This is a genomic window from Pseudomonas avellanae BPIC 631 (assembly GCF_000444135.1).
GTDB lineage: Bacteria > Pseudomonadota > Gammaproteobacteria > Pseudomonadales > Pseudomonadaceae > Aquipseudomonas > Aquipseudomonas avellanae.
In genome coordinates, this window is record NZ_ATDK01000052.1 from 25,305 (window position 1) to 51,226 (window position 25,922).

Sequence of the window (25,922 nt, forward strand, 5' to 3'; positions counted from 1 at the left end):
TGTCGGCGAACAGGAGACGATTCATGGATGACCTGCAGGCGGACGACATCAAAACCTCGGATGAAAACAGCGCAATGGTGCTGCTGGTCGATGATCAGGCCATGATTGGCGAAGCGGTACGGCGTGGTCTGGCCGGCCACGAGTCGATCGACTTCCATTTTTGCGCCGACCCGCACCAGGCGATTGCCCAGGCAGTGCAGATCAAGCCGACGGTGATTCTGCAGGACCTGGTCATGCCGGGCCTGGACGGCCTGACGCTGGTTCGCGAATACCGCAGCAACCCGCTGACCTGTGACATCCCGATCATCGTGCTCTCCACCAAGGAAGACCCGCTGATCAAAAGCGCAGCGTTCGCGGCCGGGGCCAATGACTATCTGGTCAAGCTGCCGGACAACATCGAACTGGTGGCGCGCATTCGCTATCACTCGCGCTCGTACATGACCCTGTTGCAGCGTGATGAAGCCTATCGCGCCCTGCGCGTCAGCCAGCAACAGTTGCTCGACACCAATCTGGTGCTGCAGCGCCTGATGAACTCCGATGGCCTGACCGGGCTGTCGAACCGTCGCCATTTCGACGAATACCTGGAGCTGGAGTGGCGTCGAGCGACCCGCGATCAGGCGCAGTTGTCGCTGCTGATGATCGATGTGGACTACTTCAAGACCTACAACGACAACTTCGGGCATCTGGAGGGCGACGAAGCCCTGCGTCAGGTGGCCAAGGCAATCCGCAACAGTTGCAGTCGCCCGTCGGACTTGCCGGCGCGCTACGGCGGCGAGGAATTCGCCATGGTCCTGCCCAACACGTCGCCGGGTGGTGCGCGTCTGCTTGCTGAAAAACTGCGCCAGAGCGTGGCCGGCATGAAGATCCCGCACATCGCTCCGGTGCCGGGTTCCAGCCTGACCGTCAGTATCGGTGTCGCCACCGTGACGCCGCAGGTGGGCCGGCACAGCAGGCAACTGATCCTCGACGCCGACAAAGGGCTGTATCTGGCCAAGAACAACGGGCGCAATCAGGTGGCTGCCGGCTGATATCACCCGCGGCAGATAAAATAGGCAGCCCGCGCGGGCTGCTTTCGCGGCGCGCCTTGGGGTATACTCGTCGGCTTTGAAAATTTCGCCTGCGAGTGCTGCCTACCATGGAAATCAACCCGATCCTAAACAGCATCAAGGATTTGTCCGAGCGCTCCGAAACCATTCGGGGGTATCTTTGACTACGATCACAAACATGATCGTCTGACCGAAGTAAATCGCGAGCTCGAAGATCCCAATGTCTGGAACAACCCGGCCTACGCTCAGGAGCTGGGGCGCGAGCGCTCGTTGCTGGCGCAGATCGTCGAAACCCTGGACGAAATGTCCTCCGGGCTGGTCGATGCCAAAGACCTGCTGCTGATGTCCGCCGAAGAAGAAGACCAGGCTGCCGTCGACGATGTGGCTGCCGAGGTCGAGCGCCTGCGTGCTTCGCTGGAAAAGCTCGAATTCCGCCGCATGTTCAGTGGCGAGATGGACCCCAACAACGCCTACCTGGACATCCAGGCCGGTTCCGGCGGCACCGAAGCCCAGGACTGGGCCAACATCCTGCTGCGCATGTACCTGCGCTGGGCCGACAAGCGCGGCTTCGACGCCACCATCATGGAGCTGTCCGCCGGCGAAGTCGCCGGTATCAAGGGCGCTACCGTGCACATCAAGGGTGAATACGCCTTTGGCTGGTTGCGCACCGAAATCGGCGTGCACCGTCTGGTGCGCAAGAGCCCGTTCGACTCCGGCAACCGCCGTCACACCTCGTTCTCGGCCGTGTTCGTATCGCCGGAAATCGATGACAACATCGAAATCGACATCAACCCGTCAGACCTGCGCATCGACACCTATCGCTCCTCGGGTGCCGGTGGTCAGCACGTAAACACCACCGACTCGGCGGTACGTATCACCCACGTTCCGACCAACACCGTGGTCAGCTGCCAGAACGAACGTTCCCAGCATGCGAACAAGGACACCGCCATGAAAATGCTGCGGGCCCGTTTGTATGAGCAGGAAGTGCAGAAGCGCAACGCAGCGTCCCAGGCGCTCGAAGACACCAAGTCGGATATCGGCTGGGGTCATCAGATCCGCTCTTATGTCCTGGATGCCTCGCGTATCAAGGACCTGCGGACCAACATCGAACGCAGCGACTGCGACAAGGTGCTTGATGGCGATATCGACGAATACCTGATCGCGAGCCTCAAGCAAGGGCTGTAAACCGTCAGCCGACACCTCAAGCCCCTCGTCGCAAGGCGAGGGCGAACCTGTGATGGAATATCTAAAGACATGAGCGACCAACAACTCGACCTGCAAGCCCTGCAACAGGAAGAAAACACCCTGATCGCCCTGCGCAAGGAAAAGCTTGCTGCCGGCCGTGCCAAGGGTCAGGCCTTCCCCAACGACTTCCGCCGCGACAGCTACTGCAATGACCTGCAGAAACAGTACGTCGACAAGACCAAGGAAGAACTGGCAGAGGCAGCGATCCCGGTCAAGGTTGCCGGTCGCATCATGCTCAACCGTGGCTCGTTCATGGTCATCCAGGACATGACCGGGCGCATCCAGGTCTATGTCAATCGCAAAACCCTGCCTGAAGAAACCCTGGCCGAGGTGAAAACCTGGGACCTGGGCGACATCATCGCTGCCGAAGGTACGCTGGCACGCTCCGGCAAGGGCGACCTGTACGTCGAAATGACCAGCGTGCGCCTGCTGACCAAGTCGCTGCGCCCGCTGCCCGACAAGCACCACGGCCTGACCGATACCGAGCAGCGCTACCGTCAGCGTTACGTTGACCTGATCGTCAACGAAGACGTGCGCGAAACCTTCCGTGTGCGCTCGCAGGTCATCGCCCACATCCGCAGCTTCCTGATGCAGCGTGACTTCCTTGAAGTTGAAACGCCGATGTTGCAGACCATTCCTGGCGGTGCGGCAGCCAAGCCGTTTGAAACCCACCACAATGCACTGGACCTGGAAATGTTCCTGCGTATTGCGCCGGAGCTGTACCTCAAGCGTCTGGTGGTCGGCGGTTTCGAGAAAGTCTTCGAGATCAACCGCAACTTCCGTAACGAAGGTGTTTCGACCCGGCACAACCCCGAGTTCACCATGCTCGAGTTCTACCAGGCCTACGCTGACTACGAAGACAACATGGACCTCACCGAAGAACTGTTCCGCGAACTGGCGCAGCTGGTGCTGGGCAGCACCGACGTGCCTTACGGCGACAAGGTGTTCCACTTCGGCGAGCCTTTCGTGCGCCTGTCGGTGTTCGATTCGATCCTCAAGTACAACCCGGAGCTGACCGCCGCGGATCTGCAGGATGTGGACAAAGCGCGCGCCATCGCCAAAAAGGCCGGCGCGAAAGTGCTCGGCTTCGAAGGACTGGGCAAACTGCAGGTGATGATTTTCGAAGAACTGGTCGAGCACAAGCTTGAGCAGCCGCATTTCATCACCCAGTACCCGTTCGAAGTGTCGCCGCTGGCCCGTCGCAACGATGACAACCCGAACGTCACCGACCGTTTCGAGCTGTTCATCGGCGGCCGCGAGATCGCCAATGCCTACTCCGAGCTCAATGACGCAGAAGATCAGGCCGAACGCTTCCAGGCACAGGTGGCCGACAAGGATGCCGGTGACGACGAGGCCATGCACTACGACGCCGACTTTGTTCGTGCGCTGGAATACGGCATGCCACCCACGGCGGGCGAGGGGATCGGTATCGACCGGTTGGTGATGCTGCTCACCGACTCGCCGTCGATTCGGGACGTGATCCTGTTCCCGCACATGCGCCCCCAAGCGTAAGCAGTGGAAAAAAAGCCGCCTTCAATGGGCGGCTTTTTTTAAAGCGTTTTTCAGGACGTTCTCAAAAAGGAAGCTGTCGTGACAATTGCAAGAGAAGGGGCTGCCGGAGTAGCGAGTGCGGTGGCCAAAAGTGTCAAGTATCAAGGCCGCAAGGCTGCTCGGGAGGGCAGTGAACAACGCAGGCAGGTGATTCTCGATGCCGCCATGCGCATCGTGGTACGTGACGGTGTACGTGCCGTGCGCCATCGTGCCGTGGCCGCCGAGGCCAGTGTGCCGCTGTCTGCGACCACTTATTATTTCAAGGACATCGATGATCTGCTGACCGATGCCTTCGCCCAATACGTGCAGCGCAGTGCCGACTACCTTGCGCGGCTGTGGCAGACCACCGAAATCATCCTGCGCGAGATGATGAGCCGCAGCTCCGGCAGCCCGACCGACCGTTTTCGGCTGGCCGACGACATCGCCCGCATGGCGATGGAGCATATTCGCCATCAATTGTTGACCCGCCGCGAGTACCTGATTGCCGAGCAGGCGTTCTATCATGAAGCACTGATCAATCCGCGTCTGACCCCGCTGGTCATGGCCCATCAGGAAATTTTATTGCAGGGTAGCTGTCAGTTCTTCCAGGTGATCGGCTCGCTGCAGCCCTATCAGGACGCTCAGGTGTTGACGGGACTGATCCGTCGCATGGAGTATCAAGGCCTGCTCCATGGTCCGCAGCGTCAGGCGGGAGACGAAATGCTTGATATCCTCACTCGCCAGTTGCGTCTGGTACTGGGTACACCGCAACCGCTTCGAGGGTAGCGACACCTTTTCTGGCGTGCTCTGGATCAAGTGTTCCCGCGGCTTGACGATCTTGCCAGATCCGATATTTTTCTACAGGTGGCACGTTATTCATGCGCCACCCTGCAGCAGGGCAAAAGCCCGCCAGCCAAGGAGTACCGGTGGACGAGTATCAACAGACTATTCGTGCTTTATCGGATCGGATCGTCGTTGCACAGACGCCGATTCGCATTCTGGATGCAGTGAAATGGGATGACACGGTTCGCAAGGACTTTCTCGCTGCCAAAGGCAAGGCGCTCCCTGCTGTAGACCGTGTCTATTACGAAAACCGCCCGTTGGGTTTCGATTCGGTGGCCCTGAAACAAGAGTTTCAGAACATCGAGCGGGACGTGACACGTCAACTTGGGCAGTTCAACCCGGTCGGGCAGATCATGCGGCGCATGTGCCGCGAGTACCGCATGGTGGTGCGCATGCTCGAAGCGCGCGGCACTCCCGATTTCGGGCTGATCTCTCAGGAACTGTACGGCGCGGCGTCCGATGCCTTTCACGCCGGTGACCCGACCCTGGCTGACCTGGGCCTGATGCTCTCGGATTATCTGAATAACATTGCCGGGCGCGGTGACCTGAAAGACGAGCCGAAAATTCTCACGGCCAAAGACGCTGTTTCGCTGCTGCAGTCGCGCCTGAACCGAGTGTTTGGCGAGGCCGAAGAAACCATTCGGGTGTTCGAGTCCGACGGTATCGTCGCCGATGCGGCGGCCGGTGCCGACTACATCAAGATCCGCTCCGATGCGATGTTCAACGAGCGGGATGTACGAGCGCTGGAGGTTCACGAAGGTCTGGTGCACGTCGGCACCACACTGAACGGGCAAAACCAGCCGATCTGCACCTTCCTGTCCAAAGGCCCGCCCTCGTCGACGGTGACGCAGGAAGGGCTGGCGATTCTCATGGAAGTCATTGCCTTTGCCTCCTACCCCAGCCGTCTACGCAAACTGACCAACCGTACGCGCGCCATTCACATGGCCGAGCAGGGCGCTGATTTTCTGCAGGTGTTCGAGTTTTATCGCGAGCAGGGTTTCGGCATGTCGGAGAGCTATGGCAACGCCAGCCGGGTGTTTCGCGGCTCGGTACCGAACGGCTTGCCGTTCACCAAAGACCTTTCATACTTGAAGGGTTTCATCATGGTCTACAACTACATTCAACTGGCGGTGCGCAAAGGCAAACTCGAACAGGTACCGCTGCTGTTCTGCGGCAAAACCACACTGGAAGACATGCGTACCCTGCGCCAACTGGTAGATGAAGGGCTTGTGGTCGCACCCAAGTACCTGCCAGAGCAGTTTCGTGACATGAACGCATTGTCGGCCTGGATGTGCTTCTCCAACTTCCTCAACCACCTGAGCCTGGACCGAATCGAAGCGGATTACTCGAATATTTTGTAGCCGTTGATCATTGTTTGCAGGAGCGGACCGGGCGACGCTTGGCTGCTAGCCGGGAACTCCATTTTTTGTAGGAGCGGACTTGTCCGCGATCTGCCGGGAACCGGCAGCAAAACCTGTGCACAGTGTGTATCAGTCACAACCAAGGTCACCGGTTTCAGGGCCGCTTCGCAGCCTATCGCAGTCGTCGTAACCTCCTGAAGCTCCTACACTCTGGGGCTGGATAGCACTGAGACTTCAAGGAACCCCCCATTTGAAACTGATCGGCATCTTCGTCCTGATCCTGAGCCTCACCGGTTGCAGCTCAATGCTGTTCTATCCGGAGCACGGCCTGCCGTTCACGCCCGACAAGGCGCGGCTGCAGTATCAGGACGTGAACCTCACCGCTGCCGACGGCACGCGCCTGCATGGCTGGTGGCTGCCGGTCAAAGAAGGTGTGCCGGTCAAGGGTACGGTGTTGCACCTGCATGGCAACGGCGGCAATCTTTCATGGCATCTGGGGGGAAGTTGGTGGCTGCCCGAGCAGGGTTATCAGGTCCTGATGATCGACTATCGCGGCTACGGCCAGTCGCAGGGCGAGCCCAGTCTGCCGGCGATCTATCAGGATGTTCAGGCGGCTTTCGACTGGCTGAACGCAACGCCGCAAGTACAAGGCAAGCCGCTCGTGGTGCTGGGGCAGAGCATTGGCGGCGCGCTGGCAGTGCATTACCTGTCGCAGCACCCGCAAGAACGCTCCAGAGTGAAAGCACTGGTGCTGGACAGCGTGCCGGCCAGCTACCGCAGTGTCGCGCAAAACTCACTGAGCAAATCCTGGCTGACCTGGCCGTTGAAAACGCCATTGTCATGGCTGATCCCCGACGCCGACAGTGCGGTGAAAGGCCTGCCGCAACTGGCCGGTACACCGATGCTGATTTTTCACAGCATGGACGACACACTCGTGCCGCTCGCCAATGGCATCGAGCTGTACAAGGCGGCACCACCCCCGCGGGTGCTGCAACTGACCCGCAGCGAGCATGCACAGACCTTTGGCGACCCCCTGTGGCGTCAGGTCATGCTGCGCTACCTTGAAGATCCCGAGCACTTCAATGGCCTGCGTCGTCTGGCCGAAGTGCCCAATTTTCCGACCCCTGAAAAACAGCCCGCACAATGAGTGATGATCTTAACGTGAACGGCATGATCCTGACCGGCGTCGGCGCAGTCATCGGTACAGTCGGCTGCCTATGGTTCTACGGCTACCTGCACTTCGCCAAACCTGAAGACGCCTTGTTGCTCAGTGAATTCACCTTGCTCAAGACCGTACCTGGCGAGGATTACAAGATTGCTGCGACGCCCGCCGCTGAAGTTGCGCAGTGCATCGACGGCGTGCTGGTGCTGTTCGATACGTCTCGCAAGGGCTTGTCCGGCGTGCTGATTGACGACCGCAGGCAGGCGGTACGCTGTGCAGGCCAGCCAACGCCGCAGCAATAACCCCGCTGAAAAGTATTCACCCATAAAAAAGCCCCGCCTGCGTACGCAGGCGGGGCTTGGGTGCAACAACTCGGTCGCTTATTTCATCGAAGAGCGTGGTGCAACAGGCTGGTTGTCGTTGGAAATGGTCACTTCCACACGACGGTTCATGGCGCGGCCCGAGTTGCTGGTGTTGTCAGCAACCGGATATTCCTTGCCATAACCCATGGTCACAACGCGCGCCGGGTCTACACCCATGCGTACCAGTGCCATGCGAACCGAATTGGCGCGGCGCTCGGACAGCGACTGGTTGTAGGAAGCCGAACCGGTGCTGTCGGTGTAGCCTTCGACAATCACTTTGCGGTCAGTGTTTTCCTGCAGGAACGCAGCCAGCTTACCGATATCGCCTTGGGCGGTCGGCTTCAGTTCGGCCTTGTTGTAGTCGAACAGCACGTCACCGAAAGTCACCAGCGTACCGCGTTCGGTCTGCTTGGCGTTCAGGCTGTTTTTCAGCGCAGCGATTTGAGCGTCACGTGCTTCCAGGCGAGCCTTGGCACGGTCGGCAGAAGCGTTCTGCAGAGCGGCTTCGGAAGTGCGCAGGGCGATGGTCTGCTTGGCCAGCTCAACACGCTGGTTGGTCAGGTAAGAAAGCTGATCGACTTTCTTGACGTCGTCATCGTTACGGAAAGCCTGTTCTGCCTTGGCCAGCCATTCGCTTGCGTCCTTGGTTTCCAGGGCGGCGACTTTGGTGGACTCAGGGTTGGTCTGCAGCGCGGTGAAGTTGCTGCGGGCCTGCTCCAGGTTAGGGTTAGGCTTGGTTGCACAGGCTGCCAACGCAACGCTCATGGCCAGCAGAGCAGGTATCATCAATTGTTTACGCATAATAAGGTCGTCCTTTAATCAGTTACGAATTCATGAAAACAGAAGGGTGGCGAGGTGCTTACTGCGCCTGACGCAGGCCTTCTTCACGGAGTTCGTTCACGCCCTGACGGGCATCCTGCACAGCCTTGTTGGCTTTGGCAGCCTGAGATTTGCGTTCCGCTACACGAGCGTCCCACTCGGCTTGTTCAGCCAGCTTGCGGGCTTCGTCGTACTTGTGATCCTGCATGGCCAGGTCAGCAGCCTTGAGTTTATCTTGAGCCGATTTCATCTCTACGGCTGCGAACTCGGTGCCACCGGCGCTGACGGCGCTGTTTACGGCCGATTGAGAAACCGCGTACTGCTCGGATGGCGGGTTCCCTGCGCAACCGGCCAGGATGAACGTGCTACCGATTGCCAGCGCAGCCAGCTTGAGCCCGCGCAGGCCTTGGAACTTGGTTTTGGCAGTAAGGGTGTTCATGGTGATCAACTCCATTGTATGACTCCGAACGTGGTTATCCATGACAGTTGTTGCATCAAGTCCGGGCATGAGGTCGTACAACGCCTGCTGCCTTTCGGGCTTTCCTGTAATGGTTAATGGCTCCGACCTGCGGGGTTTTTGAATAGTTCAGATTAATATTTTTCGAGTGGTCAGGAATTTTCAACGGCGCTCGACCGACTGCCTGTATGTCGGGCGACATCTCAAAAGGCTCTGTTGGCGAACAGGCCGGGCACGCCAACACAGCTTTTTGCGCTAAGCATTTGGCGAAATACCGCCTTTTGGTGCACTGTTGGCAACGCGGATTTGAATTCACGTAGCTCGTGTTGAACGGATACGCAACTGAGCCCAAACAATAACCGGGAGAGGGAACGATGGCCGATATCGATGCGCGTCTGCGCGAAGACGTTCACCTGCTGGGTGAGCTGCTGGGCAATACCATTCGTGAGCAGCGCGGGGCTGAATTCCTCGACAAGATCGAACGCATTCGCAAGGGCGCCAAGGCCGGCAGGCGCGGCTCCGCAGAAGGTGCAGAGCAGCTTAGTTCAAGCGTCGACGGGCTTGAGGATGACGAATTGCTGCCGGTAGCCCGGGCCTTCAACCAGTTTCTCAACCTGGCCAACATTGCCGAGCAATATCAGCTCATGCACCGGCGTGACGATGCGCAGCCGCTGCCGTTCGAGTCGCGGGTGCTGTCCGAATTGCTTGATCGTCTGAAAGCAGAAGGTCACAAGCCTGAAACCCTGGCGCGCCAGTTGAGCAAGCTGGAAATCGAGTTGGTGCTGACCGCTCACCCCACCGAAGTTGCCCGCCGCACGCTGATCCAGAAGTACGACGCCATTGCCGCGCAACTGGCGGCGCTGGACCATCGCGACCTCAACAGCGCCGAGCGCGCGCAGATTACCTCGCGCTTGCAGCGTCTGATCGCGGAGGCCTGGCACACCGAAGAGATTCGGCGTATCCGGCCGACACCGGTCGACGAGGCCAAGTGGGGCTTTGCGGTCATCGAGCATTCCCTCTGGCACGCCATTCCGAACTACTTGCGCAAGGCTGACCACGTGCTGCACGCCGCCACTGGCCTGCATTTGCCGCTGGAAGCTGCGCCGATCCGATTCGCCTCCTGGATGGGCGGCGACCGTGACGGCAACCCGAACGTTACCGCCGCCGTGACCCGTGAAGTTTTGCTGCTGGCCCGCTGGATGGCCGCTGACCTGTATTTGCGCGACGTGGACAACCTTGCCGCCGAGCTGTCTATGCAACAGGCCAGCGACGCACTGCGCGCCAGTGTGGGCGACAGCGCCGAGCCTTATCGTGCCGAGCTCAAACGCCTGCGCGAGCGTCTGCGTGCAACACGTAACTGGGCCAACGCTTCGCTGACCGAGACCTTGCCTGCGCCGGAAGCGGTGCTGCGCGACAACCGCGAGCTGCTTGACCCGCTGCTGCTGTGCTTCCAGTCGCTGCACGAGTGCGGCATGGGCGTGATCGCCGACGGGCCGCTGCTTGACTGCCTGCGTCGTGCGGTCACGTTCGGCCTGTTTCTGGTGCGTCTGGATGTGCGTCAGGACTCAACGCGGCATTGCGCGGCCATGACCGAAATCACCGATTACCTGGGGCTGGGTCGCTACGAAGAGTGGGATGAGCAGACCCGGATCGACTTCCTGCTGCGCGAATTGAATAACCGCAGGCCGTTGCTGCCGAGCTACTTCAAACCCGCAACCGATACGGCCGAAGTGTTGGCCACTTGTAGAGAAGTAGCGGCAGCGCCAGCAGCGTCCTTGGGGTCCTACGTGATCTCGATGGCCGGTTCCGCATCCGACGTGTTGGCCGTGCAATTGCTGCTCAAGGAGTCCGGGCTGCAACGGCCGATGCGTGTGGTCCCGCTGTTCGAGACCCTCGCCGACCTGGACAACGCCGGGCCGGTGATCGAGACGCTGCTGGGTCTGCCGGGTTATCGCTCACGTTTGCAGGGGCCGCAGGAAGTCATGATCGGCTACTCGGACTCGGCCAAGGACGCTGGCACCACCGCGGCCGCTTGGGCGCAGTACCGGGCGCAGGAAAAGCTGGTGGAGATCTGTCGCGAGCAACAGGTTGAATTGCTGCTGTTCCATGGCCGCGGCGGTACGGTCGGGCGTGGCGGCGGTCCGGCGCATGCGGCGATCCTGTCGCAGCCACCGGGGTCGGTCGCCGGGCGCTTCCGGACCACCGAGCAGGGCGAAATGATTCGTTTCAAATTCGGCCTGCCAGACATCGCCGAGCAGAACCTCAATCTCTACCTGGCTGCCGTGCTGGAAGCAACGCTGTTGCCGCCGCCACCCCCGAAGCCAGCCTGGCGCACAATGATGGACCAGATGGCCAGCGACGGGGTCAGTGCCTACCGGGCGGTGGTGCGCGAGAACCCCGAGTTTGTCGAATACTTCCGCCAGGCGACGCCCGAGCAGGAACTGGGCCGCTTGCCGTTGGGCAGCCGGCCGGCCAAGCGTCGCGAGGGGGGCGTGGAGAGCCTGCGCGCTATTCCGTGGATATTCGCCTGGACCCAGACGCGCCTGATGCTGCCCGCATGGCTGGGCTGGGAGGCTGCGTTGAGCAAGGCGCTGGAGCGCGGCGAAGGCGAGGTGCTGGCGCAGATGCGAGAGCAGTGGCCGTTCTTCAGAACCCGTATCGACATGCTGGAAATGGTCCTCGCCAAAGCCGACGCAGACATCGCCCGACTTTACGACGAACGTCTGGTGACCGCTGAGCTGCAAAATTTGGGCGCACATTTACGCGACCTATTGTCGCAGGCCTGCAATGTCGTGCTGGGGTTGACCGGCCAGACGCAACTGCTGGCTCATAGCCCTGAAACGCTTGAGTTCATCAGTCTGCGCAACGCCTACCTCGACCCGCTGCATTTGCTTCAGGCCGAGCTGCTTTCCCGCTCACGCAATCGCGAAGCGAGTCTGGACAGCCCTCTGGAACTGGCGCTGCTGGTGTCTGTGGCAGGTATTGCTGCCGGCCTGCGTAACACCGGTTAAGCAACCGCGTCGCTGCTGTCGTCGGGTCGTTTCGGTCCGGCGGTGGCAATACCGGCTTCGCAGGCCAGCCTGCCGGAAACGTTGATACAGATCACCCAGCTCGACAATCAAGGCACGCAAGCCGGTGCGCAGGCGGTTAATGCGACTTTTGGCGGCTTGTGCGGCCCCTGTCGGCTGTGTATCTTGATCAGCCTTTCGGCCTGTTGGCCTGATTATTTTTAGATTGGCCCCCGAGGCGAATCCGTTGATTTCACTATAAAAATTTTGAGGAGCATGACGATGCGCGTGATTCTGCTAGGAGCTCCCGGGGCCGGTAAAGGTACTCAGGCAAAATTCATCACTGAAAAGTTCGGCATTCCGCAGATTTCGACTGGCGACATGCTGCGCGCTGCGGTCAAGGCCGGCACTGAGCTGGGCCTGAAAGCCAAAAGCGTCATGGACGCCGGCAATCTGGTTTCCGATGACCTGATCATCGGCCTGATCAAGGACCGCCTGGCCGAGCCCGATTGCGCGAACGGCGTACTGTTCGACGGCTTCCCGCGCACCATTCCTCAGGCAGAAGCCCTGTTGAAGGCGGGTCTGGAAATCGACCACGTGCTCGAAATCGCCGTGGATGACGAAGAAATCGTCAAGCGCATGTCGGGCCGTCGTGTTCACGAAGGTTCCGGCCGCATCTATCACACGATCTTCAACCCGCCGAAGGTCGAAGGTGTCGATGACGTGACTGGCGAACCGCTGGTGCAGCGCAAGGACGATGTCGAAGAAACCGTGCGCCTGCGCCTGAAGGTCTATCACGACCAGACCAAGCCACTGGTAGCGTTCTACAGCAAGCTTGAAGCGCAGAATGGCAAGCCCAAGTGCAGCCACATTCCAGGCGTTGGTTCGGTTGAAGAGATTACCGCCAAAGTACTGGTAGCGCTGAGCTGAGGTGTAAAGCCTGCTTGATAAAATGGCCCGCTTGCGGGCCATTTGTCATTTATACTGCGCCACTTTTTCACCAATACGGAAACACCGATGACCACCTTGCTGGCCCTGGACACCGCCACTGAAGCCTGCTCAGTCGCTTTGCTGCATGACGGCAAGGTGCTGAGCCACTACGAGGTGATCCCGCGCCTGCACGCCCAGCGGCTGCTGCCCATGATCAAGGACCTGCTGGCCGAGGCGGGCGTCGCGATGTCGGCGCTGGACGCCATCGCCTTTGGCCGCGGCCCTGGTGCGTTCACTGGCGTGCGTATTGCCATCGGTGTCGTGCAAGGTCTGGCCTTCGCGCTGGAACGTCCGGTGCTGCCCGTGTCCAATCTTGCCGTACTGGCCCAGCGCGCGTTTCGTGAGCATGGCGTTTCCCAGGTCGCATCGGCCATTGATGCGCGCATGGATGAAGTTTACTGGGGCTGTTACCGCGAGACTGCCGGCGAAATGCGTCTGCTCGGCAACGAAGCCGTCATGGCTCCCGAACTGGCGACGCTGCCGGTGGACGCCAGCGGGCAATGGTTCGGTTCGGGGACGGGCTGGGGCTATGCCGAGCGTATTCCGGTCAGCCTGGCAGGTCACGATGCAAGCATGCTGCCCCATGCACAGGACCTGCTGACCCTTGCCACCTTTGCCTGGCACCGTGGCGAAGCCTTGCCGGCAGACGATGCACAGCCGGTTTACCTGCGTGACAAGGTCGCCACGCCGAAGGCGCGTTGATAAGTGCAGGCGCATTGATGTTCAATGCCTGGCGCAACTCCCGGAATGAGTGCCCTCAGCAGAAAACTATCAATTAGCCATCTACCGTTTGTCGTCTGAATGCTCTTAAATCTCATTTCGCGAAAACAATTTGCAATATGTGTGGTCTAGTTATTGTTAAGTAATTTGCGAACTGCCGTGCAGTGATGCTAAATTGCCACTATCGACACCGAGTATATAATCGATGCGCATAGACGGACCCTCACAACGCTCTTACCCGATCAAGCGAAAGCCGCAAAAAACGCCTTCTACCGTTGAAGGTACTTTTGAGGAAGTCGTGGTTGATGCCGAGTTGCCGCCACCTGCGGCGCAAGCTCGTCGTGAATCGGGTGATTCGCCTGTTGGCAGCACCGCCAACGTGCCTGCGCGTCCGCATGACATCATCTTTCCGCGCTCCATGAGCTCTCGTGTCGCCCATGCGCTGGCCAGCTACCTGACCACTGCCAGCTTTGTAGATTGGGACCTTGAAGTATCGGGGCTCGACCTTCACGTTTGATTGTGACTCGCCTGCCTTACTACCTCGGTTGTCCGTCATGGAGTGAAAACGCCTGGCGTGATTCGTTGTACCCCGAAGATGCCCGTCCCACTGATTTTCTGAGCTTCTACACGCAGGTGTTCAACGTCGTTGAAGGCAACACTACCTTCTATGCACGGCCCGCTGCTACGACTGTGCAGCGCTGGGCAGAAACAATGCCTGAAGACTTTCGCTTCACGGCCAAATTTCATAAAGACATCAGCCACTATGGCGACCTTCGTCAGCAGGTCGGCGCGGCAGAAGCATTCATTCGCCTGCTCGCACCGTTGGGTGGCCGGATCGCGCCGTTCTGGCTGCAATTGCCCGCCAGTTTCACCCCGCAGCGGCTTTCCGAACTGGTCGGTTTTATCGACGAGCTGAACGTGCCGCTGGCAGTAGAAGTGCGCAATATGGCGTTTTTCATGAAGGGTGACGAGGAGCGTATGCTCAATCGCCTGTTGCTTGATCGAGGTGTTGAGCGCATCTGTCTCGATTCGCGCGCATTGTTCAGTTGCGTGTCCAGCGACCCCGCCGTGCTCCACGCCCAGTCCAAGAAACCCAAGGTGCCGCCACGCCCAGCGGCGCTGACCTCGTTCCCTCAGGTCCGCTTCATCGGCGGCCCGGACCTGGAGGCCAATAATGAGTTTCTTGTGCAATGGGTGGAAAAGGTCGCCGTATGGATCGAAGAGGGCCACACGCCCTATGTGTTTCTGCACACCCCCGACAACCTCAAGGCCCCCGAGCAGGCCAGACGTTTTCACGAGCAATTGATGCTGCGCTTGCCTGGCTTGCCGGCATTGCCTGAACTGGATCGCGGGCCGCAGGTGGAACAGTTGGGCTTGCTCTGAGGTCTGCAGATACAGGCTGATAGCGCCTGACTCTGTGGAGAGCGTGCAGATGGATTCACAATTGCGCCGTTTTGACGTTTACACCGGCACTTTCAACCATGCCCTGCAATTTGCCCCTGAGGATCAGGTCAAGGACCAGGCATGCGCGTGCTGCTGATCTTCCTGCTGCTCTGTGCAGGCATGGTGTTGGCTGTCTGGCGCGGCTGGGTCGATGTGCCTGCGCGCTGGAACCCTTGGGCGCCGCTGGATGTGCGAGCCGAGCCCAACTTCCTGACCTCTTACAAATTGTCACGATTGCGCGACGACCCGGCGCTGTGCGATCAGGTGCTGAGCGCTTCGGGGCTGCGTTTCAGTCGTCAGGCCGACAGCGCCCCTTCTGTACAATGCCCGCTGGAGAACACGTTGCGTATCCAGGGGGGTGATGTGGCGCTGAGCAGCAGCTTTCTGGCCAGCTGCCCGCTGGCAGTGGCCTATGCGCTGTTCGATATTCATACCTTGCAGCCCGCCGCGCAGGCAGTCTTTGGCCAGCGGGTCGCGCGAATCGATCATCTGGGCAGCTTCGCCTGCCGCAACATCTACAACCGCGCCAACAGCCGCCTCAGCCAGCACGCGACCGCCAACGCGCTGGATATCGCGGGCTTCCGCCTTGCTGACGGCCAGCGGATCAACCTGCTCAGGGACTGGGGCGACAGTGGCGACAAAGGGCGTTTTCTGACGCTGGTCCGCGACGGCGCGTGCAAGAACTTCAGCACCGTGCTCGGACCACAGTACAACGCCGCGCATCGCGATCATTTTCACATGGACATGGGGAGGTGGCGGGTATGTAGGTAGGGCGGTTTTAAGCTTTAAGCTGCAAGCCTCAAGCTTTGATCCAAGTCGCTTCTAGCTTCCAGCTAACAGCTTGAGGCTTGCAGCTTCAAGCCGCCATCCTCAGGTTTTGCAGGATCAGTGGGCGGGCCCAGCCGTTTTCGTAGTCGAACTGGCGTTGTTGGGCGGCAATGGTCTGCTCGTCCAGTGGCAGGGCGGGCTTGTCGGCCAGGTTCCATTCAAGTTCGGCGATCGGCATGTGCAATGGGCGTGGTTGCGGGCCGGGGCCTGGTTTGACGCTGTCGTCGTAAGGGCTCAGAACGGTCGGGCGCACCCAGTGGTTCTCGAATTCCAGGCTACGTTGCTGTTCGATCATTTCCGCCATGCTGAAAGGCTCGGCAGGCGGCGGCAGCAGCTCGAGGTCAAATTCGGCGATTGGCAGAAACAGAGGTTCAGGTGGTTTGACCTCGGTGTCAGTCACCGGGCAGGTACGTTGCTCGACAATTTTGCTCAGGGTTTTTGCGCCAGCGACCGGTTCGCCTGTTTCAACATCCACTTCCACAGCCGTTGGGTGCACGGGTACGGGAGTGCTTTCACTGACCTGATCCGCCATCGCCCGGGCAAATGCATCCGACCACAGCTGCGTCACACCACCCAGTGTGCGGCTGTTGCGAACGCTAAAGTCGCCTGAGTGCGACAAATAGCCGATGGATGATTGAACAATGTCTGACATAGCGATCAGTACTGGCCTTGGGTCTGGCAAAATGCCGGATACTTGGTTATCGGCAGATTTTGCCGATCATTAACAATTTTTGAGTGTGTAAACGTAATGACCGAGCAGCAAGCAGGCAGTCGTATCCGGGTTGAAGCGCTGGCAATCGACGGGCAAGAACACGCCGCGCAATGGGCGCAGCGTCTGGGCTTGCCGTTGCAGGATGCCGACGCAGATTTTGCACTGCAAATGACCGACGATGGCCTGCAATTGCAGCAATTGGGCGACGACGTGCCGGGCGCGGTGCGGGTCGACTTTGTCGAAGGCGCGGTCGCCCATCGGCGATTGTTTGGCGGCGGCACCGGGCAGATGATTGCCAAGGCAGTCGGCATTCAGCCAGGTGTTCGCCCCAGCGTGCTGGATGCCACGGCGGGCCTGGGCAAGGATGCCTTCGTGCTGGCGAGCCTTGGCTGCGAGATGAGCCTGATCGAGCGCCAGCCGATCATCGCCGCGCTGCTCGAAGATGGCCTGGCGCGTGGGCGCAGCGACCGTGATATCGGCCCGATCATCGCCCGGATGCGCCTGCTGACCGGCAACTCTATCGAGATCATTCGAAGCTGGGCGGGTGAGCCGCCGCAGGTCATCTACCTTGACCCGATGTTCCCGCATCGGGAAAAAACCGCGCTGGTGAAGAAGGAAATGCGCCTGTTCCGGCCGCTGGTGGGCGATGACATGGACGCGCCAGCGTTGCTTGCGGCGGCGCTGGCGCTTGCCACCCATCGCGTGGTGGTCAAACGGCCGCGCAAGGCGCCGTGTATCGACGGCCCCAAGCCGGGTTACGCGCTGGACGGCAAGTCCAGCCGTTATGACATCTATCCCCGAAAAGCCCTGAAACCCAAGGCTGTCGAGCAAGCGCCGGACCTGTAGCTCAAGCGTCCGGGCGGTAGGCGCGCATGAACAACATCACGACTTCCCGGACATGCTCCTCGGCCATGTCCTGATCGGCCGGTGCAGCGCAGCCGACCAGCAGACGGAAGTTGTGCACACCCTTGATCATGTTCAGAAAATGCTCGGCGGCGCGTGTCGGGTGTTCGATGCGCAGACTGCCGTTTTGATCGATCTGAACCAGCACGCTTTCCATTTCGGCGATAAGCCGCTGCGGGCCGGCCTCGAAAAAGATCTGCGAAATGTTCGGGTCCTGGGTGCCCAGGGTCACCATCAGGCGATGCAGGTCCAGCGATTCCGGGCTGTTGAACAGGTTCTGGAAGGCGCGGGCGATGTTCAACAGCGCGGTTTCTGTGCTCAAGCTTTCGGCCCGCGTGAACAGTGCCGCAGGCATCTGCTCCTCGCAACGCGCCACCACGGCGGCTGAAAACAGCGTGTCCTTGTCGGTGAAGTGACTGTAGACGGTGAGCTTGGAGACCCCGGCTGCGCTGGCGATCGCGTCCATGCTGGTGTTCGCGTAGCCGTTGCTGATGAACAGGCTCTTCGCCGACTGCAGAATGGCTTTACGCTTCTCCGGGTCCTTGGGGCGGCCGGGGCCTGGGTTCGGGGCGTCACCGTGTTGCTGAATAGTGGGCATGGGACCTAAATAATGTACTGGTGAGTTTTATAATTTTAAATATACTCGCCAATACAAATATTCCAAGCCTGCTTTCATCAAGGTTCACACCATGTTTAGCGATGCCCGTCCTCTCGTCGTGCCGTTGTGCCTGATTGCGTTGCTCGCCGCCTGTGGTCAGGAGGTCACGGCGCCGCTGGTCGTGCGCCCGGCCATGGTGGTGCAACCGCTGCCGTCCGCGCAGTCAGTGGACAGCTTTCCTGACGAGGTGCGCGCGCGTTTCGAGCCTGATCTGGCGTTTCGCATTTCCGGCAAGGTCAGCAAGCGCCTGGTCGAGGAAGGGCAGCGGGTCAAGGCCAATCAAGCGCTGGCCGAGCTGGATGCGTAGGACGTATGCCTGCAACTGGAGGCCACCCGTGCCCAGGTCAGCGCCGCAGAGGCCAATCTGCAACTGGTCCGCGCTGATCGGGATCGCTACAAGACCCTGCTGGATCGGCAGATGGTCAGCCGTTCGCAGTACGACAACGCAGAAAACCTCTATCGGTCGGGTGAAGCGCGGCTCAAGCAGATCAAGGCCGAACTGACTGTGGCCGACAATCAGACCGGCTACAGCGTGCTCCGCGCCCCGCAGGACGGTGTGATCGCCAGACGGTCTGTCGAGGTGGGCAGGTGGTTGCCGCCGGGCAGACGGCGTTTACCTTGGCCGCCGACGGCGAACGCGAAGTGTCGATCAGCTTGCCGGAGCAGAATTTTGCGCGGCGCATACGCGAGCTGTCGCCGTCGGCGGATCCGCGCTCCCCAACCTTTGCCGCCCGTGTGGCGTTTGCCGGAGGGCAGGTGCCGGCCGACCTGGGCCAGAGCGCCCGGGTATTCATCGCCTCCGATCAGGCTGCGTCACTGGCGGTGCCGCTCTCGGCAGTCAGCGCGGAGAACGGCGTGAGTTATGTCTGGCGACTCAACCCTGACAGCACAATCAAGCGCGTGCTCGTGCAATTGGGCCCGTATGGTCAGGAATCGGTGCCTGTGCTGGACGGGCTGAAAGACACCGATTGGGTCGTTGCTGCCGGTGTACATGTGCTGCGCGAGGGCGAGTTGATTCGTCCGGTGGACCGTAACAATCGCGCTGTGAAACTGGCCGCCAGGGAGTAGGCACGATGCATTTCAATCTTTCCGAATGGGCGTTGTGTCATCGTCAGGTGGTGCTGTATCTGATGATAGTGCTGGCAATCGTGGGTGCTGTGTCCTACACCAGGCTTGGGCAAAGCGACGACCCGCCGTTCACCTTCAAAGCCATGGTAATCCGCACCCTGTGGCCCGGCGCGAGTGCCGAGGAAGTTGCCCGGCAAGTCACCGACCGCATTGAAAAGAAGCTCATGGAAACCGGTGAATATGAGCGTATCGCCTCGTTTTCGCGGCCCGACGAATTGACCGTCACCTTCGTGGCATGCGATTCGATGTTTTCGGCGTACTTGCCGGAGCTCTGGTATCAGATCCGCAAGAAGATCGGTGACATTCGCCAGAACCTGCCGCCCGGCGTTCAGGGGCCATTTTTCAACGATGAGTTCGGCACCACCTTTGGCAACATCTATGCACTGACCGGTGAGGGTTTTGATTACGCGGTGCTCAAGGATTACGCCGACCGCACTCAGATTCAGCTGCAGCGGGTCAAGAACGTCGGCAAGGTCTAACTGATCGGCCTGCAGGACGAGAAAATCTGGATCGAGCTGTCGAACGTCAAGCTGGCCACCCTGGGCCTGCCGCTGCAAGACGTCCAGCAAGCCCTGGAGGCGCAGAGCGCGGTGTCGTCGGCGGGTTTCTACGAGACCTCGAGCGAGCGCATTCAGGTTCATGTCAGTGGTCGTTTTCAGACCGTGGATGAAATTCGTAATTTTCTGCTGCGTGTCGGTAATCGCACGCTGCGGATCAGCGATCTGGCCGAGGTGCACCGTGGTTTCAACGATCCGCCTGCGCCGCGCATGCGTTTCATGAACGAAGACGCCCTGGGGCTGGCCGTGGCCATGAAAGACGGCGGCGACATCCTCGTGCTGGGGCGCGCGCTGGAGACCGAATTTGCCCGCCTGCAGAAAAACCTGCCGGCCGGGATGCAGTTGCGCAAGGTGTCCGATCAGCCAGCAGCGGTCAAGACCGGCGTCGGCGAGTTCATTCAGGTGCTTGCAGAAGCGCTGATCATCGTGCTGCTGGTGAGCTTTTTCTCGCTGGGGGTGCGCACCGGCATGGTGGTCGCGCTGGCCATCCCGCTGGTGCTGGCCATGACCTTTGCCGCCATCTACTACCTGGGCATCGGCCTGCACAAGATTTCCCTCGGTACGCTGGTGCTGGCCCTGGGTTTGCTGGTGGATGACGCAATCATCGCCGTGGAAATGATGGCGATCAAGATGGAGCAGGGCTACGACCGGCTCAAGGCGGCCAGCTTCGCCTGGACCAGCACGGCGTTCCCGATGCTCACCGGCACGTTGATCACCGCTGCCGGTTTCCTGCCGATTGCGACCGCACAATCCAGCACTGGCGAATACACCCGTTCGATCTTTCAGGTCGTGACCATCGCGCTGATCGCGTCATGGATCGCTGCGGTGATGTTTGTGCCGTATCTGGGCGACCGACTGTTGCCGGACCTGGCCAAGCGACACGCCTCCCGGCACGGCAGCGACGCCCCCGACCCTTACGCCACACCGTTTTATAAGCGGGTACGCGCGTTGGTCGGCTGGTGTGTCAGGCGACGCAAGACGGTGATTGTCGCCACGGTCGGGCTGTTTGTGTTGTCGGTGGTGATGTTCAAATTCGTACCGCAGCAGTTCTTTCCTGCTTCGGGCCGTCTGGAACTGATGATTGACCTGAAACTGGCCGAAGGTGCTTCGCTGACCAATACCGCAGAGCAGGTCAAACGGCTGGAGCAGATGCTCAAGGATCATCAGGGTATCGATAATTATGTGGCGTACGTGGGCACCGGTTCGCCGCGCTTCTACCTGCCGCTGGACCAGCAATTGCCTGCGCCCAGCTTCGCCCAGTTTGTGGTGCTGGCTCGCAGCATCGAAGACCGCGAAGCCATTCGTGGCTGGCTTATTTCCAGCCTGAATGAGCAGTTTCCGACGCTGCGCTCCAGGGTCACACGTCTGGAAAACGGCCCGCCCGTTGGTTACCCGGTGCAGTTCCGGGTAACCGGCGAGCACATCGAAGTGGTCAGGGCGCTGGCGCGCAAGGTGCAGGACAGGGTCCGTGAAAACCCTCACGTCGCCAACGTTCATCTGGACTGGGAAGAGCCGAGCAAAGTCGTGCACCTGAACATCGATCAGGACCGTGCGCGGGCGCTGGGCGTGACCACGGCGGACCTTTCGGCATTCCTGCGCAACTCGCTGACCGGCTCCAGCGTCAGCCAGTTTCGCGATGATGACGAGTTGATTGACATCCTGCTGCGTGGCACCCGCAACGAACGTGAGCAACTGGGCGCGCTGTCCAGCCTGGCGATCCCGACGCAAAATGGTACCAGCGTTGCGCTTTCGCAGGTGGCTACCCTCGATTACGGTTTTGAAGAGGGCGTTATCTGGCACCGCAACCGCCTGCCGAGCGTCACTGTACGCGCCGACATCTATGGCAAGGGGCAACCGGCCACCCTGGTCAAACAAATCCTGCCGACACTGGATTCGGTGCGCGCTGAGCTGCCTGACGGTTATCTGCTGGAAGTGGGTGGTACGGTCGAGGACTCGGCGCGGGGGCAGAACTCGGTGAATGCGGGTATGCCGTTGTTCATCGTGGTGGTGCTGACACTGCTGATGATTCAGTTGCGCAGTTTCTCGCGCATGCTCATGGTGTTCATCACCGCGCCCCTGGCGGCTGATCGGCGTCACGCTGTTCCTGCTGATCTTCAATCAGCCGTTCGGCTTTGTGGCCATGCTGGGCACCATCGCGCTGTCCGGAATGATCATGCGCAATTCGGTGATTCTGGTCGATCAGATCGAGCAGGACATCACCGCCGGGCTGGACCAATGGCACGCGATCATCGATGCCACCGTGCGCCGCTTCCGCCCGATCGTGCTGACTGCTCTGGCCGCAGTGCTGGCGATGATACCGCTGTCACGCAGCCTGTTTTTCGGCCCGATGGCCGTGGCTATCATGGGTGGTCTGATCGTCGCCACGGCGCTGACCCTGCTGTTCCTGCCCGCGCTGTATGCCGCGTGGTTCAGGGTGAAACGGGGGGATGAATAGACCGTTACCCACCCGCTGCGGCAGGTTCGCTCAAAGCGCCCCGAAGACCTTCTTCGCCAGGCCGGTGGCGGCAGCTGCCGGGTTGGCGCGGATGCTTTCTTCCTGTTTGGCGATCATTTCAAACAGCCCGTTGAGCGCTTGCTCGGTCACGTAGCTTTCGAGATTGGCGCTTTTGCTGTCCAGCGCGCCAAGTGCCGCTGCCTTGCCCGCAAATGCGTTGTACTTCTGCGCCAAGCCGACCTGATCCGTAGCCTTCTTGACGATTGGCAGGAATTTGGCGCGAATCTGCTCGCGGCTGGTGCTGTTCAGGTATTGGGTGGCCGAATCCTTGCCGCCGCCCAAAATGGCTTTGGCGTCGGTCACGCTCATCTTTTTCACTGCATCTACCAGCAGCGCCTGCGCTTGCGGAACGGCCGCTTCTGCCGCCTGGTTCATGCTGGTTTCCAGTTGGTCGACCTGAGTGCCCATGCCCAGCATTTTCATCTTTTTCGCCACCTGGCCAAGCTTCCCTGGCAGCTCGATGCGCACCTCGTCATTTTTGCTGAAACCGCCGGGAACGCCCAGTTGCTTGACTGCCACCTGCGCGCCCTGGGTCAGGGCATCCTTGAGCCCACCGGTAGCGTCCGATTGCGAAAGGTCGCTCAGCGACAGCGCGAAAACATTGGCCGACAGCAAAAGGCCGGCGCACAGGGCAGCGAAGGTAAACGAAAAACGAGGCATGAGAGCGTCCTTGTAAGAGTGGGTTCCAGTCTGGACCCGAGTCGATAATGGCGCGGTACGCAAGCAAGCGTATCAGGAAGTCGTGACAGGCACTCGAAACCCGGGGGCAAAAGGCGTCGATCGATGCCGAAGAGGATGAAACCACGCGAAACGACGACGGCGCGTTGAAAACGCGCCGTCGAAGTAAGCTTTTAACTAACGTGAAACCAATCAGCCGTTGACCTGAATGACCTTGATCTTCAAGCCGCTCTGATTCTCGTTGGTCAGTTCGATCGGGTGCACGGTGTCGTTGATCCAGATCAACCGACCTTCTTGCTCGATTCGCGCCGACAAGGCATAGCTGTGACCCGGTACAGGATAGCGGTCAACGGCATAACCGAGTTCAAACGGCAACGGCACCTGGTGGGTGACCGTTTTTTTGCAGGTATCAATTTCAATTGCCGGTGCATCCGCCAGGCTGATGTCGCTCAAGGTGATGGTCAACTCGCAGCCTGTCGGCAGCGCGATGCGGGGCAGGTAATAAACTTCGCCTTGAAGGCGTACCAGGGATTCGCTGGACATCTCAATTTCCTTATTTGATAGGCACCATTCGTTGGTACAAACCACACCCTAGCCCATGCCAGCGCGCAGAAAAACCCCGTCTAAAGATCCCTGTCAAATTGCGGAAAAGCCCTACGCGGCACCGGACTCGTCTCCTGCATTTTGCTCTTCTTCATTGCTGTGCAAGGCGACCTGGCGAATGGACAGGCGTATCTCGGCAGGCAATACGCGCTTGGCCGCACCTTCTGCCAATTCGCCCAGCATCGGGTGATAGCTCAGTTTGCCGGCGCGGTCCTTGCGCAGCACGCGCATGTCCAGCAAGGTCTGGATGAAGTGGCGGAACAGGCTCTTGTCGAAAAATTCCGGCGCATTGAGGCCATGCAGAATGGACAGGCGCTGGGCCATGACCGTGCACAGGTCTTCCAGCTCTTCGGGGTTCAGCGTGTTGGGTCCGCTGTTGAGCAACAAGGCAATAGCCATGTAAAAGCGCTGCAGGGTCTGCGCGATGGCCCGCGACAACAGGGTCAGCAACACAAATTCGCGGGAGCTGGGCTCCGGGCGCACGTAGGCATCGTTCCTCAAACGCAGCAGGCCCTGTTCGACGAACGCCGCCAGCCATTGGTCGACGACCTCGTCCAGCTCGCTCAGCGGCCAGCGGATGAACAGTTCCGATTGCAGGTACGGGTACAACGCATGCGTGTAACGCAGGATCTGCTCGCGGCTCATGCGTGACGAGCTCTGGAAGAAGCTGGCCAACAGCGAGGGCAGAGCAAAGATGTGCAGAACGTTGTTGCGGTAGTACGTCATCAGGACCGCATTCTGTTCGTTCAGGTACAGAATCTTGCCCAGCGCATCCTTTTGCTCGGCGAGCAGGTCCATGCCTTTGACGTGTTCGATCAACGAGCGGCCATTGCCTTCCGGCAATGTGGTGTGCGGCGAGTACGGCACGGCACGCAGCAGGGTGAGGTACAGGTCCAGCACACGCTCCATGGCCTGATCATCCAGCGCCAGTTTTTGCGTCGACAGCAAGGTGATGGCCACCAGATTCATCGGGTTGACCGCTGCTGCTTCATTCAGATGCTGGGCCACACGCTCGCCGAGCCGGTGCGTGGTTTCACTCAGCCAGTCGGGGCGAAATTGCGGTGCCAGCTCCTGCTCGCGCCAGTCCGGTTGTTCGCTATCCAGAAACTCGGCCAGCCTGATCGGTTCGCCGAAGTTTACCGAGACTTGGCCAAAGCGTTGTTTCAGCGCGCCGATGACTTTGAAAATATCGAAGATCGACTCTTTCTTCTTGGTCGCGCCGCGCAGTTCGCCCAGGTACGTACGGCCCTCCAGCACGCGCTCGTAACCGATGTACACGGGGATGAACACAATCGGCATTCGTGAGTTGCGCAAAAAGCTGCGCAAGGTAATGGCGAGCATGCCGGTTTTCGGTTGCAGCATGCGCCCGGTGCGCGAACGACCGCCTTCGACAAAGTATTCGACCGGAAACCCCTTGGTGAACAGCGTGTGCAGGTATTCAGTGAAAACGGCGGTGTACAGCGGGCTGCCCTTAAAGGTCCGACGCATGAAAAACGCGCCACCGCGCCGTAACAGGCTGCCGACTACCGGCATGTTCAGGTTGATGCCTGCAGCAATGTGCGGCGGCGTGAGGCCGTTGCGAAACAGCAGGTACGACAGCAGCAGGTAGTCAATGTGGCTGCGATGGCACGGAACATAAATCACTTCATGCCCCGGCGCGATTTCCTGCACGCCTTCGATATGGCTGACCTTGATGCCGTCGTAGATCTTGTTCCAGAACCAGCTGAGCACCACTTCCATGAAGCGGATAACGGAGTAGGTGTAGTCCGAGGCAATCTCGTTGCCGTAACTCAGTGCGCGTTCTCGCGCCTTTTCCTGGGTGATGTTTTCACGCTCGGCTTCTTCGATGATCGCCTGCTTGACCAGCGGCTCGTCCAGCAGGCCTTTGACCAGCGTGCGGCGGTGCGACACGTCCGGGCCGATCACGGCGCTTTTCAGGTTGCGGAAATGCGTACGCAGAAGGCGCTGGCTCATGCGCAGCGTCAGCTCATGGCCCTTGTTCTGGTCAACCAGTTCGCGCATGTGAATCGGTGCGGAAAACTGCACGAGGGTCTTGCGGCCCAGAATCAGAATGCTCACCAGGCGGCGCAGGCGACCGGTCACCGCCCAGCTGTCGGCGAAGAGCAGCTTCCAGGCGCTCGACTCATGATCGGGCGACTGACCCCAGAACACACTGACCGGAATGATCTGCGCATCTTCGGTGGGGTTCTGGCTGACCGCCGCCACCAGACGTTCGAGTGTCGGCGGCGCGCCGCGCTTGTCCTGACGCCCTAGGGTCTGTTCCCGTTTCACATTGGTAGCCACAGAAAAGCGCAGGCCATTGCTATGACGCTTTCATAGTTTCTCTTGAGTTT

General features: G+C 59.9%; 21 protein-coding genes and 2 pseudogenes. 16 read left to right on the forward strand and 7 right to left on the reverse strand.

All coding sequences use genetic code 11. The annotated features are described in order from the left end of the window. Positions 1-23 precede the first annotated feature (23 nt). The 7 genes from DW49_RS0103510 to DW49_RS0103540 all read left to right on the forward strand — a co-directional run bounded on the left by DW49_RS0103510 (position 24) and on the right by DW49_RS0103540 (position 7,489). Positions 24-1,028 (forward strand): response regulator, encoded by a 1,005-nt coding sequence (locus DW49_RS0103510; RefSeq protein ID WP_005615913.1) that lies wholly within the window; start codon positions 24-26, stop codon positions 1,026-1,028. 107 nt (positions 1,029-1,135) lie between these two features. After that, positions 1,136-2,231, forward strand: a protein-coding gene (gene prfB / locus DW49_RS0103515) for a peptide chain release factor 2 (RefSeq protein ID WP_096059895.1) whose coding sequence is annotated in 2 segments (ribosomal slippage) — positions 1,136-1,207 and positions 1,209-2,231 — 1,095 coding nt in all. Because the reading frame shifts where the segments join, the coding sequence is not laid out codon by codon here. Between the two features lie 69 nt (positions 2,232-2,300). Continuing rightward, positions 2,301-3,803: a lysine--tRNA ligase gene (lysS, locus tag DW49_RS0103520; protein ID WP_024420662.1), complete on the forward strand. Its 1,503-nt coding sequence runs from the start codon at positions 2,301-2,303 to the stop codon at positions 3,801-3,803. 78 nt (positions 3,804-3,881) lie between these two features. Further along, positions 3,882-4,607 (forward strand): TetR/AcrR family transcriptional regulator, encoded by a 726-nt coding sequence (locus tag DW49_RS0103525; protein ID WP_024420661.1) that lies wholly within the window; start codon positions 3,882-3,884, stop codon positions 4,605-4,607. Positions 4,608-4,699: 92 nt separating this feature from the next. After that, positions 4,700-6,025, forward strand: a complete 1,326-nt coding sequence (locus tag DW49_RS0103530; RefSeq protein WP_005615921.1) for a flavohemoglobin expression-modulating QEGLA motif protein — start codon at positions 4,700-4,702, stop codon at positions 6,023-6,025. Positions 6,026-6,275: 250 nt separating this feature from the next. Then, a complete protein-coding gene (locus DW49_RS0103535) occupies positions 6,276-7,172 on the forward strand; it encodes an alpha/beta hydrolase (protein WP_005615924.1) in 897 nt (298 codons plus the stop codon). Then, entirely contained in the window at positions 7,169-7,489 is a 321-nt protein-coding gene (locus DW49_RS0103540; RefSeq protein WP_024420969.1) for a PA3694 family proteiin, read from the forward strand. Before DW49_RS0103535 ends, DW49_RS0103540 begins: the two co-directional genes overlap by 4 nt. A gap of 78 nt (positions 7,490-7,567) precedes the next feature. Here DW49_RS0103540 and lptF read toward each other — a convergent pair whose 3' ends face one another. Further along, the gene (lptF, locus tag DW49_RS0103545) at positions 7,568-8,350 is read right to left on the reverse strand and encodes a lipotoxin F family OmpA-related lipoprotein LptF (protein ID WP_003377736.1); all 783 of its coding nucleotides are present in this window, start codon (positions 8,348-8,350) and stop codon (positions 7,568-7,570) included. 58 nt (positions 8,351-8,408) lie between these two features. Further along, positions 8,409-8,822, reverse strand: a complete 414-nt coding sequence (locus tag DW49_RS0103550; protein ID WP_005615927.1) for a DUF4398 domain-containing protein — start codon at positions 8,820-8,822, stop codon at positions 8,409-8,411. A gap of 377 nt (positions 8,823-9,199) precedes the next feature. Here DW49_RS0103550 and ppc point away from each other — a divergent pair, with 377 nt between their 5' ends. From ppc to DW49_RS0103585, 6 genes are all read left to right on the forward strand, one after another. Beyond that, entirely contained in the window at positions 9,200-11,836 is a 2,637-nt protein-coding gene (ppc, locus tag DW49_RS0103555; protein ID WP_005615929.1) for a phosphoenolpyruvate carboxylase, read from the forward strand. Between the two features lie 279 nt (positions 11,837-12,115). Further along, positions 12,116-12,763, forward strand: coding sequence for an adenylate kinase (gene adk / locus DW49_RS0103560; protein WP_005615930.1), 648 nt, complete (start codon positions 12,116-12,118; stop codon positions 12,761-12,763). 87 nt (positions 12,764-12,850) lie between these two features. Beyond that, the gene (gene tsaB / locus DW49_RS0103565; RefSeq protein ID WP_003377745.1) at positions 12,851-13,525 is read left to right on the forward strand and encodes a tRNA (adenosine(37)-N6)-threonylcarbamoyltransferase complex dimerization subunit type 1 TsaB; all 675 of its coding nucleotides are present in this window, start codon (positions 12,851-12,853) and stop codon (positions 13,523-13,525) included. A gap of 223 nt (positions 13,526-13,748) precedes the next feature. Further along, complete coding sequence (locus DW49_RS0103570) at positions 13,749-14,060, forward strand: hypothetical protein (RefSeq protein WP_024419714.1); 312 nt, start codon at positions 13,749-13,751, stop codon at positions 14,058-14,060. 2 nt (positions 14,061-14,062) lie between these two features. After that, positions 14,063-14,926: a DUF72 domain-containing protein gene (locus DW49_RS0103575; protein ID WP_024419713.1), complete on the forward strand. Its 864-nt coding sequence runs from the start codon at positions 14,063-14,065 to the stop codon at positions 14,924-14,926. A 141-nt stretch (positions 14,927-15,067) separates the two neighbouring features. Then, complete coding sequence (locus tag DW49_RS0103585; RefSeq protein ID WP_005615933.1) at positions 15,068-15,757, forward strand: extensin-like domain-containing protein; 690 nt, start codon at positions 15,068-15,070, stop codon at positions 15,755-15,757. A gap of 85 nt (positions 15,758-15,842) precedes the next feature. On the opposite strand, the gene DW49_RS0103590 is transcribed toward DW49_RS0103585, so the two are convergent. Further along, positions 15,843-16,466 carry a hypothetical protein gene (locus DW49_RS0103590; RefSeq protein WP_005615934.1) on the reverse strand — a complete coding sequence of 208 codons (624 nt, stop codon included), beginning with the start codon at positions 16,464-16,466 and terminating at the stop codon, positions 15,843-15,845. 96 nt (positions 16,467-16,562) lie between these two features. On the opposite strand from DW49_RS0103590, the gene DW49_RS0103595 reads away from it, so the two are divergent. Then, on the forward strand, positions 16,563-17,372 hold the full coding sequence (locus DW49_RS0103595) for a class I SAM-dependent methyltransferase (RefSeq protein ID WP_024419711.1): 810 nt from the start codon (positions 16,563-16,565) through the stop codon (positions 17,370-17,372). A gap of 1 nt (position 17,373) precedes the next feature. On the opposite strand, the gene DW49_RS0103600 is transcribed toward DW49_RS0103595, so the two are convergent. After that, a complete protein-coding gene (locus tag DW49_RS0103600) occupies positions 17,374-18,027 on the reverse strand; it encodes a TetR/AcrR family transcriptional regulator (RefSeq protein ID WP_005615936.1) in 654 nt (217 codons plus the stop codon). 91 nt (positions 18,028-18,118) lie between these two features. Between DW49_RS0103600 and DW49_RS01000000128010 the strand changes: the two are divergent. Together DW49_RS01000000128010 and DW49_RS1000000132765 are read left to right on the forward strand one after the other, a co-directional pair. Next, positions 18,119-19,155 (forward strand): annotated as a pseudogene (locus DW49_RS01000000128010) (efflux RND transporter periplasmic adaptor subunit). A gap of 5 nt (positions 19,156-19,160) precedes the next feature. Continuing rightward, positions 19,161-22,227, forward strand: a pseudogene (locus DW49_RS1000000132765) (efflux RND transporter permease subunit). Between the two features lie 30 nt (positions 22,228-22,257). Here the strand turns inward: DW49_RS1000000132765 and DW49_RS0103615 are convergent. The 3 genes from DW49_RS0103615 to plsB all read right to left on the reverse strand — a co-directional run bounded on the left by DW49_RS0103615 (position 22,258) and on the right by plsB (position 25,872). Next, positions 22,258-22,947, reverse strand: coding sequence for a DUF4197 domain-containing protein (locus DW49_RS0103615; protein WP_003377762.1), 690 nt, complete (start codon positions 22,945-22,947; stop codon positions 22,258-22,260). Between the two features lie 210 nt (positions 22,948-23,157). After that, positions 23,158-23,508, reverse strand: a complete 351-nt coding sequence (locus DW49_RS0103620; RefSeq protein WP_005615943.1) for a YbaY family lipoprotein — start codon at positions 23,506-23,508, stop codon at positions 23,158-23,160. Positions 23,509-23,619: 111 nt separating this feature from the next. Then, positions 23,620-25,872, reverse strand: a complete 2,253-nt coding sequence (plsB, locus tag DW49_RS0103625; RefSeq protein ID WP_024421097.1) for a glycerol-3-phosphate 1-O-acyltransferase PlsB — start codon at positions 25,870-25,872, stop codon at positions 23,620-23,622. Between the last annotated feature and the right edge of the window lie 50 nt (positions 25,873-25,922).